Below are 18,666 nucleotides of genomic sequence, written 5' to 3' on the forward strand. Positions count from 1 at the left end.
TAAAAAAAGCCAGTGTGAATATTCACACTGGCTGCTGAAAGCTAACCTTTTAGTTTTACATTTCTTTTTGTGTCTTACAGCTTAGTCGAGTGGATTACCGACAATGTTACTAATAATTCCCTTCATAATATGATTGCCTTGTTCTTTACGTAACTCTTCATACCACTCTCGGGTCACCGCTTCATCTTTCATATGTGTCACATCACAGCGCTTACGGGCACGAAGTACCAACTCATTGGCACGTTCATTACGCTTGTTCTGATAGCGACGTAAAGAATCTTGTAAACCTAAGGTATTAATTTGCAATGAACGTGCCAAATAGATAGCATCTTCCATCGCTTGGCAGCCGCCTTGACCAATATCAGGTGTTGTACTGTGCGCTGCATCACCTACAATCACCACTCGACCTTTGTAAAAATCGGCAAATGGTTCGATATCGTGAATTTCTACACGATTGGTCTTTTGCACATCGACTGCATCAATTAACTTTTGGACAGGCTCACACCATCCTTTAAAGTATTGTTTGAATAAAGCTTTGTATTGGCTACGATCATTTTCAAGACCAACAGCTAACGGCACATCAAAAAAGAAATAGAAACGATTATTCGCCACTGGCATCAGTGAAACACGTTTGCCTTCACCTACAAACGTTGTCCATTGATCTGCTGCGGCATAATCGTCTGAGACATCAACGAGACCATTCCAATTGACATAGCCTGCATAGCGTCGCTCAACTTGCTCACCTAAAACATAGGCACGAGTAATTGAGTGTGTACCGTCTGCACCCACCAATAGATCAGATTCTATTTCGCTACCATCTGCAAATTGAATTTTTACACGCTCTCCTTCTTCAACAAAAGAAATCATTTTCTTAGCTAGATGAATATCTTCACGACCAAATTCATCCATTAACATATTCTGAAGTTCCGCACGTGATACCGGATATGGTCGTTGCCCGACTTCTTCAATCAATGGATAAAGGCTAAACTGGGTCATCACATCGCCCGTCAGACCATCAATATAAGCAAGGTTATCCATTTTGCCGCCAAGCTTTTCAACTTGCTCTGTCAAACCCAAATAATTTAGACATTTCACACCGTTAGACCATAACGAAATAGCAGCACCCACCGGTAAAATTTGTTCTGCCTGTTCATAGATGGTTACTTGGTGTCCGAATTTTTTTAGTGCGATGCCTGTAGTTAGACCCGCCATACCTGCACCAATAATTGTAATTTCCATCTATAATTCCCCTGTGTTTTATAAGTTTCTAAGTCATAAAATGCTAAAAGCGTGCCATTTTTTATAAAGCGCCCTGAAAAAAATCCAAAGTTGGCACACGCTGTGCATCTAAACGCGTGTAAATGCTTGTTTTTATCGTTTATTAAATTTTTTGTAGCACGATAGCGCAAAGCATGAATTTTGAAAGAAAATAGCGAATGGATTTAATATATGGCGACTTTATTAGCACCCGATTTTGATATTCCTGCACAATTACAGACACTTACCAATTTGGCAGATGACCGTATTGGTGCAAAAATTATTGAATGTTCAGATGAATTTTTCGCAGAAGCAAAACGTATGCTTCAATTTGACGCGCCAATTTTTGTTGAAGATAAATTCGATGACCATGGTAAATGGATGGATGGTTGGGAAACGCGCCGTAAACGTCACACAGGTTATGACTGGGCAATTATTCAATTGGGCGTAGCTGGGCATATTAAGGCTTTAGATATTGACACTACCTTCTTCACTGGGAATTACCCTGCTTCAGCTTCAGTTGAAGCCTGCTACGCCCCTGATGGCGATCTTGCTCAAGCTGAATGGTTGAACATATTAGAGAACAACGTACTTGGCCCAAGTCAGCATCATGTTTTGCCGATTACAGCTGACCAAGTTTTTACTCATGTGCGTTTAAATATTTTTCCTGATGGTGGTGTTGCTCGTTTTAAAGTGTATGGTGAAGTGAGCGTTCAACAACAAGATCACACTGCAACAATTGATTTAGTTGCTTTAGAAAATGGTGGACGTGTAATTGCTTATAGCGATGCACATTTTGGTCATCCACGTAATCTGATTAACCCAGGTCGCGGAATTAATATGGGTGATGGTTGGGAAACCAAACGTCGTCGTGCACCGGGCTTTGATTGGTGTATTTTGGCTTTGGGTCAAACTGGTGCAATTGAAAAAATTGATATCGATACGGCACACTTTAAAGGCAACTTTCCAGCCCAAGTCTCTATTCAAGCCGTATATGTTAAAGATGCAACTGATCCACAATTAATTCCACAAAGTATGTTCTGGCCATTTTTGCTTGAAGCACAAGACATGCAAATGGATCATATTCATAGCTTTGTAAACGAAATTTTGCAACATGAAAAGATCTCGCATATTCGCATTAATATGATTCCAGATGGTGGTATCAGCCGTATTCGTTTGTGGGGTAAAACCAAAAGCTAAATTGAAAGCTTGAATACTTTCTACATCGAGAAGGATAAGTACTGTGGTTTTATCCTTCTTCTCCTACACTTGATATAGACAATAAAAGAATTACACATGGTTCAAACAATTCAGCTACAGCCCCTGAGCATTGAAAACTTTGCCCCTTTTGGTGAGGTGATTTGCTGCGGAGGACAGGATTTTTTTCATATCAATGATGCACATACCGAGCGTTATCATGCCCTTGTAACCACTGAAATCTTCGGTGAAGCACATGCAGGTATTAGTATTTTTCGTAATATTAAACAGACAGAAATTCCTTTTTCGGTTTCGATGCTTGAGCGACATCCGAATGGCTCACAAGCTTTTATCCCGATGCAAGGTCAGGCTTTTTTAATTGTGGTGGCACCTGCATTGGATGATCAAACGCCTGATATTTCAAAACTCTGTGCTTTTATTTCAGATGGTACACAAGGTGTTAACTACCATGCAGGTACATGGCATCACCCTCTATTAACTTTAGAGGCGCCAAGTAACTTTGCCGTGGTTGATCGTATTGGTATTGGACATAATTGTGATGTTTATCAGTTTAATGAAGTACTCAATATCGTGGCATAAATTTAAACTATCATTGAAATTGAAACCTCAATTTAAAATTGTCTCAGAAATTAAAAGCCCCATCCGTGGGGCTTTTAAGTCTTGTGCAGTATGTTGTGTAACGATGTACGGTTTTAACGAATCAATTAGAAGTGATATTTCACTAGCGCACTGACGTTATTTTCATCTTTACCTTTAATATTATATTTATTATTCCAAACTGAATGCTCAACGCCTACATACAGGCGTGTATCTGGGGAAATATGTTGCCCCACATTCCATTTATATTGACTGGTCCAGTTCATCTCACTGGCTGAGCCTTTTTCCGCAGTTGACCAATCCAGAAAAGCATCTGCTAAGAAAGATTCTGAGCCAATTTTAAAAGGTATGGCATAGGTAAGCGTCATTTGATAGTCATCAGCTTTAGTATCATTATTCACTTTATATAAATTTAATTTTGCATATTGAAAATATGGCACATCAAAGTCTAAGCCAATACCATAGAGAAAATTATCCATGTTGCTACCCGCTTCCCAAGTGGTTGCAAGCAATACATCTTTTACAGGGCCAAATTTAAGTTCTTTACCCGTTACAGCGCCTAAACTCAATCGTGGTGATGCTTCAAAATAGGTTTGATCGCCGACGTCATTATGTGTACGGTCGGCAAAAATGAAGAAATCACCATATTTAAGCTTTGACGCGTATTCAAATGTCACAGTGGTTTGTTTGTCTTCTTTTGCAATGAGCTGATAGTCGGTGCCATATAGACCGGTAATGCTGAAGTCTTGCCAGATTGGGGCTGCAAAGATAGAGTTGGCTGAAATAGTGCATAGAATTGCAGCTGAAAGAGGCATAAATTTCATTAAATTGTTTTTCCTAGCGATAAATACGTTTTGAGTAATTTATTTAGCAAAAACAAAGCCAATATTAGATTTTTTAATAAAAAAAGCCCACATTAATGTGAGCTTTTTTTATTTATTTTGAATAGCTTAGTGATGACTATCTATAACAATATTGCTGGTTTTATTCACTTCTTTACTTTTAAAAAAGTTTAGATGGTTAAACACAATATTTAATACGATGGCCATGAGGCACGTTGAACTAATACCTGAATGGAACAGGGTTTGTACCCATTTTGGGAAGTTCGCATAGAATGAGTGATCAATAATTGGAATCATACCTGCGGCAATTGCTGTAGCAACAATGATTAGGTTCTTTTGCTCACTATAATCAATTTTAGCTAAAGTACGAATACCACTTGCAGCCACTGTACCAAACAATACCAAACCTGCGCCACCCAATACCGGTACAGGAATTGCAGCAATCAAACGGCCCATAATTGGTAAAATACCCAATACAACTAAAATTAAGCCACCCGCTGCAACAACAAAACGGCTTTTTACACCAGTAATCGCGACCAAGCCTACATTTTGTGCAAAGGCACTTTGCATGAATGAGCCAAATATTGGTGCTGCCGCACTTGAAAGCATATCGGCACGTAGCCCATTGGTAATACGTTCAGCGTCGACTTTGGTACCGACAATTTCACCAACAGCGATAATATCAGCTGTAGTTTCAGTCATAATCACCAATGTCACAATTAGCATGGCAATAATGGCACTCAGTTCAAATGTTGGCATACCAAAGGCAAAGAAACTTGGGAATTGAATCCAATTGCCATTTGCGACTTTTGAGAAATCGCCAAAGCCCATCGCATATGCCAGCACTGTACCTAGCACAATTGCTAATAAGATGGATAAACGACGAATTGTAGCGTTTCGAGTAATATTCAGCACAATGACAATGGCTAAAGTTAGAAAAGCCAAACTAATATTTTCAGCACTGCCCCAATCAGGCGCTTTGCTATTTCCACCCATCATCCAACGTACTGCGACAGGTAGCAATGACAAACCAATCACGGTAATCACGCAGCCGGTCACGATTGGCGGGAAAAAACGAATAATTTTTGAAAAATATGGTGCTAAAAAGAAACCGATTAATGAAGCAACAATAACCGCACCATATACTGCCGAAAGCCCACCACCTGCAGTGACTATGGCAATCATCGTTGCCACACCAGCAAAGGATACGCCTTGAACTAGGGGTAATTTTGCACCGATGTATTTCACACCGACCGTTTGTAAAATCGTGGCTAAACCACCGACAAATAATGCTGCTGCAATTAATAAACCAATTTGTGCAGGTTCAAGTCCTGCGGCTGTACCAATAATCAGTGGCGGCGCAATAATACCGCCATACATCGTCAATACATGTTGTAAGCCATAAGCTAGGCTTTTCCCTGCACCTAAATATTCATGTTCTGGTGAAACTGTTTGATTTTGTTCTGTCATTTTTATATCCCCCGATCCGTTTTATGATGCTATTTTTAGCTACCGCGATATGTTGAATAGGCAAAAGGGCTAATCAACAAAGGAATATGAAAATGCTGTGAGGCATCTTTTACTAAGAAATGAATTACTGCTTTTGGGAAAAAAGTTTCGGTATTAAGACTTTCAAAATAGTCCGCTGTGGCAAACTCTAAGCTATAGCTACCCGTAGAAAATTCGCTTAAACCAAAGTCGGTCACACGGCCATCTGCATTGGTTTGCCCTTCACCAAGTAACATACCGTCTGCATTGAATAATTTAATCAAGACATTGGCAGCAGGTTTCCCAAGATTTGTATCTAAAATATGTGAGCTGATCATGCACTTAGCTCCTGTTTTAATCTTAATAAGGCAATTTCAGCCAATTGATGATGGACAATACGCTTTTCAGTTTCTGGATTATTCAGCAGACGGTACTGCAATGCTTGTAATACATTTTCACTGCTTAAGCCTGAAGCTTTAATTAAGAAGATATAGCCGTACTTTTTTTCATAAGCGATGTTGCCTTTGAGCAATGCCATTTGTGTTTCTTCATCGGCTGAAATAGCGGATTGTTCACGGTTGGAAAAATTCTTTTCTAATTCAGAAAGTTCAGCTTGGGCTTTTTTTTCACCAATACGCGGGTGATTATCTAAAGCAGATTTAATTTCTTCCCACGACCATGTACGAGCAGCTTGAGCCGCGTATTCCAAAATACTGTCTAATGATGCATACGGACGCTGACTGAGCAGCTCATTCGCCCAGCTTTCAATTTGCACACAGTGCTTTAAAAATGTTTTTACATCGGCTTCGGATGCTTGATTAAATTCAACAAGTTGCACTATTAAATCGCCTAAAAATATTTAATGTTCGTTCAAAACATGTTTTGCAATATCAATGCCAATCCCTTATTTCTTAGACAAATTGCTTTTTATAGGCACAAAAAAGAGGCGCTAAGCCTCTCTTTCTTCTTTATTTTTTTTATTACGGTGCATGGTGTTTTATCCAATGTTCTGCAATATCGGCACGACGACAAACCCATACTTTTTCATGCGATTGCACATAATCTAAGAATCTTTGTAGTGCTTTAAAGCGTCCTGGTCGCCCTAAAATACGACAGTGCATACCAATAGATAGCATTTTTGGCGCAGTTTCACCTTCGGCATATAACACATCAAAGGCATCTTTAAGGTATTGATAAAATTGCTCACCACTATTAAAACCACCCGGCGAGCAAAACTTCATATCATTACTTTCAAGTGTATATGGAATGATTAAATGCGGACGTGTTGCACCATCTACATTCGTCACTGTGCTCCAAAATGGTAAGTCATCGCCATAATAGTCACAGTCATATTGAATCTGAGGAAATTCAGCAAGTAATTTTCGAGTATTCGGGCTATCACGTCCGGTATACCAACCGATTGGTGTTTTACCAAATAGCGTTTCAAGCACGCTAATAGCTTGATCCATATGTTGGCGTTCTTGTTCGATTGGCATATCTTGATAATGCAACCAACGTTGACCATGCGATACGACATCATAATTGGCTGCTTTAATCGCTTCCACAATGTAAGGATTGCGTGCCAAAGCCATACCCACACCGAAAATGGTCATGGGGAGTTGGCGTTTTTTAAACTCTTGGTGAATGCGCCAAAAGCCCGCTCGTGAGCCATATTCGTACATGGAATCCATCGACATGTGTTTGTCTGGAAAACTGGCCGCGCCAATAATATCTGACAAAAACTGTTCTGAACCTGCATCACCATGTTCTACATGGTTTTCACCGCCTTCTTCATAGTTCAATACAAACTGAACCGCGACACGAGCACCATTTGGCCATTCCACTTTGGGTGGTTCTCCATGATAGCCAATCAGATCTCTGGAATAGTCTTGTTGTTGAATCTGGTCTATCAGATCTTGCCCACGTAAATATGTTGCTGTCACATCCACTTCCTAATTTGTTATATCAAACAGTCAAAAAATAGAATGAATTATGCAATTAGTGCGCCAAAACTTAGTATACAAGTTTTATTTCCTTTCTAAAGGAACGACAACTGATGACGCGTGCATATTGAGCATCTAACTTTATAAATTTAATATCTAAAAAATATTTTTTCTTTGGACTGTCTAATGAATACAAAACATAAAAAAATTATTAATATTTTTACTTTAGAATGGCTTTGTTGCACAACGATTTCATAACTATATGATTTTAAAAGTTTTGATTGTTTTTTGATCCAAAATTAAATTTATTTAAATCAGATGCTTACATATTTATGCAACAAAGCCCTAAAATTTAAAAAAGAGAAGCCTTTCATATTCAGAAAGGCTTTGTGAAATAGTGTTTTGGAAATGATTAAAATAAGAAGTAACGCTGCGCCATTGGTAACACTTCCGAAGGCTCACAAGTCAAATGCACACCATCTGCACGTACTTCATAAATCTCAGGGTCAACCTCCATTACAGGACAATAAGTATTTAACTTCATATCTGCTTTCGAGATATTACGCGTGGCTTTACAAGGACTAATCAACTTCTTTAAAGCCAATTGTTCATGTACGCCTTGCTCTATTGCCACTTGCGATAAAAAGGTAATGCAGGTGTTATGTACGCCACGAGGGTAAGCGCCAAACATCGGACGATAATGCACAGGCTGTGGCGTTGGAATTGAAGCATTAATATCACCCATCGGCGCAGCTGCAATCATTCCGCCTTTAATAATCATCGAGGGCTTAACACCAAAAAATGCAGGCTTCCATAAAACAATATCGGCTAATTTACCCACTTCAATCGAACCAACTTCATGGCTTAATCCATGGGTAATGGCAGGATTAATCGTATATTTAGCAATATAGCGCTTCACACGATTGTTATCGTGATTTTGATTATCACCTTCGAGTGGGCCGCGTTGCACTTTCATTTTATGTGCTGTCTGCCAAGTACGTAATATTACTTCACCCACACGCCCCATCGCTTGCGAGTCGGAAGACATCATGGCAATTGCGCCCATATCCTGCAAGATATCTTCTGCAGCAATAGTTTCACGGCGAATCCGACTTTCAGCAAAAGCAACATCTTCAGAAATTGCAGGGTCTAAATGGTGGCAAACCATCAACATATCTAAATGTTCATCAATGGTATTGACGGTATATGGACGTGTGGGATTGGTTGAAGATGGTAAAACATTGGGTTGACCAATTGCTTTTAAAATATCTGGTGCGTGACCACCGCCCGCACCCTCAGTATGGTAAGTGTGGATGGTCCGGTTATTAAATGCTGCTAAGGTTTCTTCTAGAAAGCCACTTTCATTTAGTGTGTCTGTGTGAATGGCAACTTGTACATCGTATTGATCCGCCACACTTAGACAGTTATCAATCGCGGCTGGCGTCGATCCCCAGTCTTCATGTAATTTTAAACCCACCACACCGGCTTTGATTTGTTCAGCGATTGGTTCTGGCTGACTCAAGTTGCCTTTACCTAACAGACCAATATTCATAGGTAAATCATCAATAGCTTGTAGCATGGTCGCAATATGCCATGGGCCTGGAGTTACTGTGGTTGCAGATGTTCCTGCGGCGGGGCCTGTACCACCACCAATCATTGTAGTTGTGCCTGACATTAGTGCTGTTTCAACTTGTTGTGGGCAAATCCAATGAATGTGAGTATCTATCCCTCCCGCCGTTAAGATTTGTCCTTCACCTGCGATGACTTCAGTTGCTGCACCTAAAGGAATTGTAATGTCAGGTTGAATATCAGGGTTACCTGCTTTACCTATTTTCCAGATACGACCATTTTTAAGTCCAACATCGGCTTTGACAATACCCCACCAATCGACAATTAAAGCATTGGTAATGACGGTATCAGCGACCTCATCAGACAATAATTGTGACTGTCCCATACCATCGCGAATGACCTTGCCACCGCCAAATTTAACTTCTTCACCATAAGTCGTGAGGTCTTGTTCAACTTGAATAAACAATTCTGTATCAGCTAAGCGAACTCTATCACCTACTGTAGGGCCAAACATTTCCGCATAAGCACGGCGAGACATTTTCATTAATATATTTCCTATTCTAGATTTTTTGGCTTTAGCAGCTTTTGCATCGGAATAAATTGAATACCCCATTTCTCCGTTAGCGCACCGACCACTTCAAATCCATATTTTTTATAAATATCGAGTGCATAATGACTTGAATTTATTGTGATTATATCGGGATCATTTTTAAGTATTTCTTGCTCTAAAAAGTCCCACATTTGTCGACCATAACCTTGACCGTGATATTCAGCTTTTAAGAAATAATGCATGACATGAGATGGAGCGATATACGCCAAATTCCCAACGATTTCTTCATTAATTTCTGCCACAAAATAATGAATAAGTGGTTGTTGGAAGATGTTTTTCAACATATCAGGTTTAAAGCGTTCACGTCCTTCTTCAGTCATGACAACATAATCGACAAAAGGTTCAATAACAGCAGCGATGGCTTCAACATCATCAACAGTTGCTGGGCGTATTTTCATTATTAACATTTAATTCTCTTATGCTTTTTCATGTACTTATTGAACTTATTACTAACAATAATTTAATTGTTCAACAAGACACTTGAGCATAAAAATAGTTAATCCAATTTACCCATAACACGCCCTGCAAACCCATACACCTCACGTTTACCTGCAAGTGCAACCAATTCGATATCTCGACTTTGGCCTGGTTCAAAACGAACTGCTGTTCCAGCAGCGATGTTGAGTCGATAGCCTCTAGCTTGCTCTCGATTAAATTGCAAAGCATCATTGGCTTCAGCAAAGTGAAAATGAGAACCGACTTGAATTGGTCGATCGCCTGCATTAGCAACACGCATTTTCAGTGTTTCTCGTCCGACATTCATTTCAATGTCTGAATCAGGCGTAATAATTTCACCAGGAATCATGGCTTACTCCTTATTTTTATTAGACAATGGGTTGATGAACTGTGACTAACTTTGAACCATCTGGAAAAGTAGCTTCGACCTGCACTTCTGCAATCATTTCCGCGACACCATCCATGACATCTTCACGACTTAACAAGGTTGTGCCGTAATGCATTAACTCGCTCACGGACATGCCATCGCGTGCGCCCTCAAGCAGTGCTGCTGAAATAAATGCAATTGATTCTGGATAATTCAATTTTAATCCACGCGCTTTACGACGCTCAGCAACAAGGCCTGCGGTAAAAATTAATAATTTATCTTTTTCAGTTGGATTAAGTTCCATAACAATTTCCTAATCTTCTAAAATGTAGAATGCAAAATGCGTGCAAATTCTTCTTTCGCTCTCGCACGTTTTGATTTTTAGTGTCCTAACCCAAAGGTAAAATGAACACTTAATCTATTAATCTTGCTAGACCTATCTACTTTCCAATGATGGCAAAACTTAAGTGCGCCAAATCCGTGGGAATTCTTCTGCTAGGTCATACCAATAGCGTCTTAAACGGGCACGGACTGCTGCAAAAGCATCATGGCATTCACGTACATCATCGCCTAAATAACGTGCACAAATCACATCATCTAACAGGGTTAAAGTCACCGCTAGATTCATCCGCATAATCAATTCACGGATTAATTCGATATGTTCAGCCAGTAATGTTGTTTGCCTTAAACGCGATGGTGCTACTGCCCAGAAACTTCCCATCACAGCATGTCCATTCATACCTAAACAGGATGTAAGCCACCGATCCTGCCCCTTAAAATTTAAACTATCTGCAACCAATAATTTGTCTGCACGATACAGCCTAAATTTGCTTTGGTATTGCCCTTGCTGAAAAATTTCACCACGTGCTTGTCGACCGATGACCAACATATCCCACCCAATAAAACTGGCCATTTCATCTAGATGAATATGTGTTTCAGAGTCTGCATTGGCACCATCAAAAAGCATGGTTTCTTGCGGTAACCATTCAAATGTCGCCTGTGCTGCGACATGTATATGAATATGCTGATAGGCTTGCTTGCCATTGGTTTTGTACCATTTCCCTGCACCGGGCGTGGTAACTAACGCATGCGCATTCGCCTCAACTTTCATATCAAAAGTCAGATGGTCTCCGCCAGCAATTCCTGCTGGTGGATGCACAATAATTGCATGGCAAATACCAGTTTTTTCAGGCCACAACATCTTCTGAACGCGTACAGGCCCATGATGCTTGCGATGCTGTAATACGGTTCGATTTGACTGTACTTGATAGGCAAAACCAAGTTCCAAACAGGCATACCACAGTTGGCTGTTATGCTGCTGTTGTGTCGATATAAATTTTGTTTCGCTTAATACCAGATCATTCATTTGCATCTCCCTATTATTTGAGATGAATGAGGCATCAAGCTAAACCAATTACAGCAACAATAGCTGTCAAAGCACCAATCATTTGCTTACCATAAGGCACATATTTTTGAATAAATGCGCCGACGAGCAAACCGAATACGTATATAGATGCCATCGCTGTAACCATACCAACGACCAGTAAAACTGCCTGACCGTTTTGGCCAAGTTCCGTACCATGTGCGATGCCATGAAAACCGGCCAAAAGTGCAGCAATAAAAGGAACGGCTTTATTGGTTTTGGTCCAAAGAGCAACAGCCAATACAATTAACGACGCAATAATGCCGTTTTCAGCAATTGCTGTTGCTAAGTTGAATTGTGCACCGATCATAAAACCGACAATCATTGCGGCAGATAAACCGAATAATCCGGCCCATTTCCAGCGCTGGTGTGCAGTCCAAATCAATACGCCAAATGCTAACGCCATCATTAGATGATCAAGCCCTGTAAATGGATGCACAAAACCGCTGATAAAACTATTATGGCTATGCTCATGGCCTGAATGCGCCATTGCTACCAAGGGAAAGAATGCCAACGATGTGAAGGTAATTCTTTGCAATAATAACTTCATAGTGGATGCCCCTTATGCTTTAAACAAACCTTGTTTCTCAATAAAGCTGATGATGTCATTTAAGCCATCTTTAGTTTTCATATTGGAAAATAGAAAAGGTTTTTCACCGCGCATACGTTTCGCGTCTTGATCCATCACATCTAAATTTGCTCCAACCATTGGTGCAAGGTCGGTTTTGTTTATGATTAACAAATCAGATTTGGTAATACCGGGGCCACCTTTACGCGGAATTTTCTCCCCACCCGCCACATCAATTACATACAGGGTTAAATCTGAAAGTTCCGGGCTAAATGTTGCTGCCAAATTATCACCGCCACTTTCAATAATGATCAGTTCAAGGCCATCAAATTTTTCGCACAGGTCATCAATAGCCGCTAGGTTAATGGAGGCGTCCTCACGAATTGCGGTATGCGGGCAACCACCTGTTTCTACACCAACAATACGCTCAGGTGACATAGCTTCATGGCGTGTTAAAAAGTTGGAATCTTCTTTGGTATAAATATCATTGGTCACCACCGCCATATTGTATTTTTCACGCAGTGCCTGACATAAATTTAAAGTAAGCGCTGTTTTACCTGAACCAACTGGACCGCCAATACCTACGCGTAATGGGCTACGTTCTGTCATGTGAAATGTCCTTTATTTTTAAGATCTAAATAATCGTGAATATTGTGTTTCGTGTGCCATACTGAGCATGGCGTAATTAGGTAAGGCGCTACTGAGTTCAGCATCTTGCAGTGCTAAAGCACGTTCAATTGCCTCTGGAATCAGCCCATGCACATGCCATAAAATCCGTTGTCCACTCATCTGTCCAAGTGGTACAGTTTTCACGGCAGCCAACACCTGATTTTCAAGTACGGTAAAGGTATAAGCAGTCAAAACCTCTGCAACATCAAGTTCGAGTTGCCCACAAAGATGCGCATAGATGGGTACGAAACCGATCTGCTTTTTTAATTTCACAGGCTTTTTCAGCACATCACGAATCCACGCATTTAATGAAAATGCCAATTGCTGTGATTCAGCCAATAACTCTTTGCTTTCTCGACTTGCTCTATATAACTGCGCCCAGTATTCAAACTGCTCAGGCTGATCAAAAGATATTATTAGGCGTTTCAAAACGGGCAGCTCAAACCGTACCAAAAGCATTTCAAGCACTTCTTCAAAATAAGTAATGCTCGAGGTTTCATCAAAAATTAAGCTCTGATCAATCGCACTTTCTACCCCTTGAGAATAACAGTACGCCCCAATTGGTAGTGCCGTTGAGGACAAAGTCAACAGACTTAAAAGCTGTGAAGCATTAGGTGTGAACATGATGCAAAGCCTTAATTGGGCTTAATCTGTGATCATGCTGATGCTGTGCATAAGCACCGCTTTCAGGCTCAAATGGATGCATGGTTTCATATACCGTTAAACCAAGTCCAATTATCATTTCAGCCAATACATGATCTGGCTCAAAATACAGCGCCGTTGGTGTGAGCATTAAAGGGACGTGACGATTACCTAAGTGATACGCTGCTTTTAATAAATCAAAGCTGCTTGGTGCTTCTACTTTCATGAGTTTTTCTGCTTTGGCATCGACACGCAGTACATCACCCTCTTGAGTTGCGATATATGAACCGTGCCTTAAAATGCCGGTACGGGGTAAATCTGCACCAATATCGTGCCCGTTAGCTAAAGTTGCACGAAAACGGCTCTTTTGTCGTGTATCAAATGTCAGTTCAACTATCTCAACATTTTCTTGTACGACATTACCCTCAAGTCTTTCCGTATAGATTTTCATAAATACCCAATCTCAATTTCTTTTATCGTGATTCGTGAACTAAATTGATGCTAAATTCAGCATTAAATGAATGATTTGCATTAAAATAATGCACTATTCATGCCAATCTTATTTTGCCAAGCGTTTTATTTTTGCCGTGTCTATCTAATTATTTTGAAATTTGCTTCGTGCAAGACATCTTAATTATTAAAAAATATGTGATTGCCGATAATTATTCAGATGGCCATAAAAAAATCCCCCCATCGATGGAGGATTGTAGAAATAGAATTTATGCCAATCTAGCTAAGCATTAATACACATCTCGTCGGTAGTGACCGGCCTTACGTAAGGCATTAATTTGTTTAGCACCTAAAATTTCTACTAAAGCATCATCAATACCTTGGGCCATATTTAAACTACCACAGAGATAATACAAAACACGAAGAAACCAGCCACATTCACATCAAATAAAATCAATAACTTAAAATAAAAATTCCAAATACACCCTATTTCCCACCCGCTTTGAGCCTCTCAAATTCATCAAAAACCGCCCACATTTATAACCACTTTCTTGATCTTTTTATAAAAATTAAAAGTTTTTTGTACTTCTTGATCTAAGTTAAAAAAATCAGGAGGGCGAATAAATGAAGCCTACAAAAGCAAATTCTCAGCTAGCCAATAAAAGACCGTTTTATACAAAGGAGGTCATGATCCGTCCTTACCCGCCTCTGTTCAAAATTTACCAAAGCTACGCTCAGATTTTAAATGCCTCGCAACTGCCAACACACTTTCAACATGACGTGAGCCTAATATCTGCTACTGCACCTGCTCCAGCTGAGTTATTCGCAACAGATAACTTTCTTCTTGTTTATATAGCACAACAACAAAATATTCGAATCAAAGCTCGAAGCATTGTAGAAGCTGATGTAGACCTCATTCAGGTTCAATATCAACTCAGCAACACACTCTTTAAGTTGATGACTGAGCTCAAGATCAATCCACAGGCTCTTAATCCCGATAAGCTACTTCATAACTTAAATCAGTCTCTATCGAAACAAGCAATTTACGATGTGAATCAAAAGCTTTATGACAAACCCAGATGCAGTCTTTCTCGAGACCTACTCGCTAAGTTAATCGATTGCAGTCGTAATCAGCTACTTTATCGCCAGAAGCAAATCAACGGCACTCACGACCTACGAATTCAAGCACTCAAAAATAAATGTAAAGCACTCACGAGCGTACAACCATGCGCATCACAATTTTGGAGTTTAGACCATGAAAATTGAAAAACAGAGGTGGTCCCACTTGTTTGAACAACTAAAAGCGTATTTATAAGTGATATTCCACTCTAGTTAAGCCACCTTGTTTTGTTGGGGTAGCTGATCATAGTAAAACTCATTTGGTGTCATTTTGTCTAGACTCGAATGAGGTCGTTTCAGATTATAAAACTCAAAATATGCACTCAATTGCTTTTTCGCATCTGTGACACTGCTATAAGCTTTGAGATACACCTCTTCATATTTAACGCTCCGCCATAATCGTTCAACCATCACATTATCTACCCATCGACCTTTACCATCCATACTGATTTGAATGCCATTTGATTTCAATACATCAATAAATGCATCACTGGTGAACTGGCTGCCTTGGTCTGTATTCAATATTTCAGGTCGACCATATTTTTCAATCGCTTCATTTAAAGCCGAAATACAAAAATCCACCTCCATACTAATCGATACCCTATGCGCAAGTACCTTGCGGCTATGCCAATCAATCACAGCACATAAATAAACAAAGCCTTTTGCCATAGGGATATACGTTATATCCGTAGACCACACTTGATTACTGCGCTGAATAGCCAACCCTTAGAGCAGATATGGATATTTACGGTGAGCTTGATTCGCCTGGCTTAAATTTGGTTTGCAATATAACGCCTGAATACCCATTTTCTTCATTAAAGTACGTGTATGACGTCGTCCTATATGATGCCCTTGACGATTCAACAAATCACGCATCATACGGCTGCCTGCAAAAGGATATTGCATATGTAATTCATCAATACACCGCATCAGTTTCAGATCTGATGAGCTAACAGGTTTTGGGCGATAATAATAACAACCACGGGAGACTTTCAGCAGCTTAGCTTGCTTAGATACTGAAATCTGAAGTGAGTCGTCGATTAACTTTTGTGGTTGAAGCGGCCCAGTTTCTTCAACACACCTTCTAAAAAATCAATTTCTAATGCCTGCTCACCGATTTTTGCATGTAACTTTTTAAGATCAATGGGGGGTTCTGATGGAGCTTTTGATTGATCGAAAGCTTGCGAGGAAGCTGAGATTAATTGATTTTTCCAGTCAATAATTTGGTTTTGATGAACATCAAACTCAGAACTCAATTCAGCAAGTGTTTTTTCTGCTTTAATCGCAGCAAGTGCTACCTTAGCTTTAAAATCATTTGAATGATTTCTTCTTGGTCTACGTGCCATAAAATACTCCATATATTGATGTTTATAACATCATTTGAGGAGCAGAATATCACTTATAGCAGTTGTTCAAATTTCCGGATCCATCTCTGTTAATTTCTTATCCGCGATTCAGATTAATTAAGGTATAAGAAAAATACCTCTATCATTCGATTGATTCCTTTATAGGACTTACGCATTGACAGATTCAAAAAAGTATTAAAATGCTTTATAAAGTATCTGTGATTAGACGAATTAAACATGCTTCTACAGCAACCTGTACTCTACCCATTTATATGGGCTTTCTCATGACAGAACCGAACTCTATTAGCTGCACACAACTTGCCGAGACTTATAACATCTCGCATGATAGTGTAAATCGCTTTCTAGAGCGTGAAGACTACACACCTCACGACCTATATCAAGAATCAATTCAACATATTGATAATAATAAACTTATAGTCAGTATTGATGATACTGTTTTAGATAAACCATATAGTCAGCATATGGACTTAGTTAGCTATTTTTGGTCAGGCAAACACCACCGATCCGTCAAGGGTATTAATCTCATTACCTTGTATGCGACAGATCAAAATGGTCAAAATATTCCAATTAATTTCCGAATTTATGACAAATCTGAAAGTAAAACCAAGAATGATTACTTTATGGATATGTTAAGTGAAGTACTCAGTTGGGGTGCAAAGATTCAATTTATTACAGGTGATAGTTGGTATTCATCGACTGGAAATCTAAAAACCATAAGAAAATATGGTATTCGATTTATGTTTGGTATCGACTGTAACCGTAAGGTTTCCCCAGAAAAAGGACAATGGTTTCAACTGCGTTTATTGCCAGATTTTCATCAGGGTCAAGTGGTCTGGCTCAAAGATTTTGGCTTTGTACAATTATTTAAGACTCAGTTAAAAGAACAGCAGAGGTTTTATATTGTGCATCAAGATGAAGATGATTTATTGTCCTTTGAGGGTTTTCATGAATTACATTCAAGTCATTGGAAAATAGAGCAATATCACCGAGTGATTAAACAGGTTTGTCATATTGAAAAGTTTCAAGTAAGACGATCTAAACTGATTTTGAATCATATTTTTGCAGCCTTGATGGCCTACGTCGAGATACAAAAGAACCAGTTTGAGCGGATCTTTGAAAATGTATATCGTTGGCAGAAGAAATTATTTAGACCAATCATCAAAGACTTCATTGATGACTTTATTCTCGATAAAAATCATCTCCTACCACAGAGAATCTATAAATAATAGTGCGTAAGTCCTACTTTATATAAATAATAAAGTAAATATATGTTTTCGATGAAGCTTTATAAAATTCAGTATTAGACCTGTAGGGAAAACTTATCAAACTAAGTATTGGCTAGTCTTTTTCTTCGAAAAACTTATCAAACGAAGTATTAAGTTAATCTTTTTCTTCAACTTCTTCCTTAAACTCAAACAAATCATTCATCGTACAGTTAAAGTACTTACACAACTTATCGGCGACTGGTAATTCAATACGTACAGCACGGTCATAATACATACTTGTGAGCGTGTTGCGATTGATACCTGTTGCATGCACCACTTCACTTAATTTTAAAATTTTTCTATCGCCCATGAGGCTAGATAACTTACAAGTAATCATATTTAAATTAATTTACAAAAAATAACTTGCTGTGGGTTATTTGAAGTTGTTGACTGAGTAATACTTTGCTAAAATTAACCTACAGCAGGTTATTACAACTTATAGAAAGTATATTTTATCCATTTCAACTAAATTATAACTTTTTAAATATAAGGATTGAACCTGCATTAGATTATTTTGTGGAGATGACCGCCGTGTTACCAAATGAGTTATTGATCAGCCAGCAAGCTCGTGACTTAGGAAATCAATTAATTAAAGAAATGAACATCAATAGAAGTTATGGAATGGCTAATTTTCTTGGAGTAAATACTTGCTATGATAATCATCAGGCTGTACTTATTTGGACATTTCAACTGCTTGAAAGGGAACCTGCCTTAAATGAATTAGCAGAAATTAAAAAATATTTTCTTTTAATCTTTCCAGATAGTGTTTATCAATTAGCCTAAGTTGTTTTTAAAATTAATTTATTAAATAAAAAG

The 18,666-nt window shown here is 39.0% G+C and carries 21 protein-coding genes and 1 pseudogene; 5 read left to right on the forward strand and 17 right to left on the reverse strand.

What is annotated here, in order from left to right:
* Window positions 1-81 precede the first annotated feature (81 nt).
* Window positions 82-1,239: an FAD-dependent urate hydroxylase HpxO gene (gene hpxO / locus Q9Q86_RS17250; protein WP_005403788.1), complete on the reverse strand. Its 1,158-nt coding sequence runs from the start codon at window positions 1,237-1,239 to the stop codon at window positions 82-84.
* A gap of 210 nt (window positions 1,240-1,449) precedes the next feature.
* Between hpxO and alc the strand changes: the two genes are divergently transcribed.
* Both alc and Q9Q86_RS17260 read left to right on the forward strand, forming a co-directional pair.
* Window positions 1,450-2,457: an allantoicase gene (gene alc, locus Q9Q86_RS17255; RefSeq protein ID WP_000212598.1), complete on the forward strand. Its 1,008-nt coding sequence runs from the start codon at window positions 1,450-1,452 to the stop codon at window positions 2,455-2,457.
* 96 nt (window positions 2,458-2,553) lie between these two features.
* Window positions 2,554-3,054, forward strand: coding sequence for an ureidoglycolate lyase (locus Q9Q86_RS17260; RefSeq protein WP_000250866.1), 501 nt, complete (start codon window positions 2,554-2,556; stop codon window positions 3,052-3,054).
* 125 nt (window positions 3,055-3,179) lie between these two features.
* Here the strand turns inward: Q9Q86_RS17260 and Q9Q86_RS17265 are convergent, their stop codons facing one another.
* The 14 genes from Q9Q86_RS17265 to ureE all read right to left on the reverse strand — a co-directional run bounded on the left by Q9Q86_RS17265 (window position 3,180) and on the right by ureE (window position 14,100).
* Window positions 3,180-3,896, reverse strand: a complete 717-nt coding sequence (locus Q9Q86_RS17265) for an outer membrane protein OmpK (protein WP_004778009.1) — start codon at window positions 3,894-3,896, stop codon at window positions 3,180-3,182.
* A gap of 126 nt (window positions 3,897-4,022) precedes the next feature.
* Complete coding sequence (locus tag Q9Q86_RS17270; RefSeq protein WP_000139429.1) at window positions 4,023-5,384, reverse strand: nucleobase:cation symporter-2 family protein; 1,362 nt, start codon at window positions 5,382-5,384, stop codon at window positions 4,023-4,025.
* A gap of 35 nt (window positions 5,385-5,419) precedes the next feature.
* Window positions 5,420-5,740, reverse strand: a complete 321-nt coding sequence (gene uraH / locus Q9Q86_RS17275) for a hydroxyisourate hydrolase (protein ID WP_000625767.1) — start codon at window positions 5,738-5,740, stop codon at window positions 5,420-5,422.
* A complete protein-coding gene (gene uraD / locus Q9Q86_RS17280) occupies window positions 5,737-6,240 on the reverse strand; it encodes a 2-oxo-4-hydroxy-4-carboxy-5-ureidoimidazoline decarboxylase (protein ID WP_001177702.1) in 504 nt (167 codons plus the stop codon). Before uraD ends, uraH begins: the two co-directional genes overlap by 4 nt.
* A gap of 142 nt (window positions 6,241-6,382) precedes the next feature.
* Window positions 6,383-7,345 (reverse strand): allantoinase PuuE, encoded by a 963-nt coding sequence (gene puuE, locus Q9Q86_RS17285; protein ID WP_000127611.1) that lies wholly within the window; start codon window positions 7,343-7,345, stop codon window positions 6,383-6,385.
* 412 nt (window positions 7,346-7,757) lie between these two features.
* A complete protein-coding gene (ureC, locus tag Q9Q86_RS17290) occupies window positions 7,758-9,458 on the reverse strand; it encodes an urease subunit alpha (protein WP_112987527.1) in 1,701 nt (566 codons plus the stop codon).
* A gap of 11 nt (window positions 9,459-9,469) precedes the next feature.
* Complete coding sequence (locus Q9Q86_RS17295; protein WP_108563965.1) at window positions 9,470-9,931, reverse strand: GNAT family N-acetyltransferase; 462 nt, start codon at window positions 9,929-9,931, stop codon at window positions 9,470-9,472.
* A gap of 89 nt (window positions 9,932-10,020) precedes the next feature.
* On the reverse strand, window positions 10,021-10,329 hold the full coding sequence (locus Q9Q86_RS17300; RefSeq protein ID WP_004778077.1) for an urease subunit beta: 309 nt from the start codon (window positions 10,327-10,329) through the stop codon (window positions 10,021-10,023).
* Window positions 10,330-10,348: 19 nt separating this feature from the next.
* The gene (ureA, locus tag Q9Q86_RS17305) at window positions 10,349-10,651 is read right to left on the reverse strand and encodes an urease subunit gamma (protein ID WP_004778079.1); all 303 of its coding nucleotides are present in this window, start codon (window positions 10,649-10,651) and stop codon (window positions 10,349-10,351) included.
* 159 nt (window positions 10,652-10,810) lie between these two features.
* Window positions 10,811-11,713, reverse strand: a complete 903-nt coding sequence (locus tag Q9Q86_RS17310; protein WP_004778080.1) for an urease accessory protein UreD — start codon at window positions 11,711-11,713, stop codon at window positions 10,811-10,813.
* A 34-nt stretch (window positions 11,714-11,747) separates the two neighbouring features.
* The gene (locus tag Q9Q86_RS17315; RefSeq protein ID WP_112987526.1) at window positions 11,748-12,320 is read right to left on the reverse strand and encodes a HupE/UreJ family protein; all 573 of its coding nucleotides are present in this window, start codon (window positions 12,318-12,320) and stop codon (window positions 11,748-11,750) included.
* 12 nt (window positions 12,321-12,332) lie between these two features.
* Window positions 12,333-12,947 (reverse strand): urease accessory protein UreG, encoded by a 615-nt coding sequence (gene ureG, locus Q9Q86_RS17320; RefSeq protein ID WP_004778085.1) that lies wholly within the window; start codon window positions 12,945-12,947, stop codon window positions 12,333-12,335.
* Window positions 12,948-12,965: 18 nt separating this feature from the next.
* Complete coding sequence (locus Q9Q86_RS17325; RefSeq protein WP_004778087.1) at window positions 12,966-13,631, reverse strand: urease accessory protein UreF; 666 nt, start codon at window positions 13,629-13,631, stop codon at window positions 12,966-12,968.
* Complete coding sequence (gene ureE / locus Q9Q86_RS17330; RefSeq protein WP_005090807.1) at window positions 13,618-14,100, reverse strand: urease accessory protein UreE; 483 nt, start codon at window positions 14,098-14,100, stop codon at window positions 13,618-13,620. Before ureE ends, Q9Q86_RS17325 begins: the two co-directional genes overlap by 14 nt.
* A 686-nt stretch (window positions 14,101-14,786) precedes the next feature.
* On the opposite strand from ureE, the gene Q9Q86_RS17335 reads away from it, so the two are divergent.
* Complete coding sequence (locus Q9Q86_RS17335; protein ID WP_228157364.1) at window positions 14,787-15,365, forward strand: hypothetical protein; 579 nt, start codon at window positions 14,787-14,789, stop codon at window positions 15,363-15,365.
* A gap of 66 nt (window positions 15,366-15,431) precedes the next feature.
* Here the strand turns inward: Q9Q86_RS17335 and Q9Q86_RS17340 are convergent.
* Window positions 15,432-16,576: pseudogene (locus Q9Q86_RS17340) on the reverse strand (IS3-like element ISAba14 family transposase).
* A gap of 206 nt (window positions 16,577-16,782) precedes the next feature.
* Here Q9Q86_RS17340 and Q9Q86_RS17345 point away from each other — a divergent pair.
* Window positions 16,783-17,811: an IS701-like element ISAba11 family transposase gene (locus Q9Q86_RS17345; protein WP_142028625.1), complete on the forward strand. Its 1,029-nt coding sequence runs from the start codon at window positions 16,783-16,785 to the stop codon at window positions 17,809-17,811.
* 154 nt (window positions 17,812-17,965) lie between these two features.
* Here Q9Q86_RS17345 and Q9Q86_RS17350 read toward each other — a convergent pair whose 3' ends face one another.
* Window positions 17,966-18,187, reverse strand: coding sequence for a helix-turn-helix transcriptional regulator (locus tag Q9Q86_RS17350; RefSeq protein ID WP_004658364.1), 222 nt, complete (start codon window positions 18,185-18,187; stop codon window positions 17,966-17,968).
* A 194-nt stretch (window positions 18,188-18,381) separates the two neighbouring features.
* Between Q9Q86_RS17350 and Q9Q86_RS17355 the strand changes: the two genes are divergently transcribed.
* The gene (locus Q9Q86_RS17355) at window positions 18,382-18,633 is read left to right on the forward strand and encodes a hypothetical protein (RefSeq protein ID WP_004658363.1); all 252 of its coding nucleotides are present in this window, start codon (window positions 18,382-18,384) and stop codon (window positions 18,631-18,633) included.
* Window positions 18,634-18,666: the final 33 nt, after the last annotated feature.

The sequence above is a fragment of the Acinetobacter sp. A22 genome, from assembly GCF_030913345.1.
GTDB lineage: Bacteria > Pseudomonadota > Gammaproteobacteria > Pseudomonadales > Moraxellaceae > Acinetobacter > Acinetobacter junii.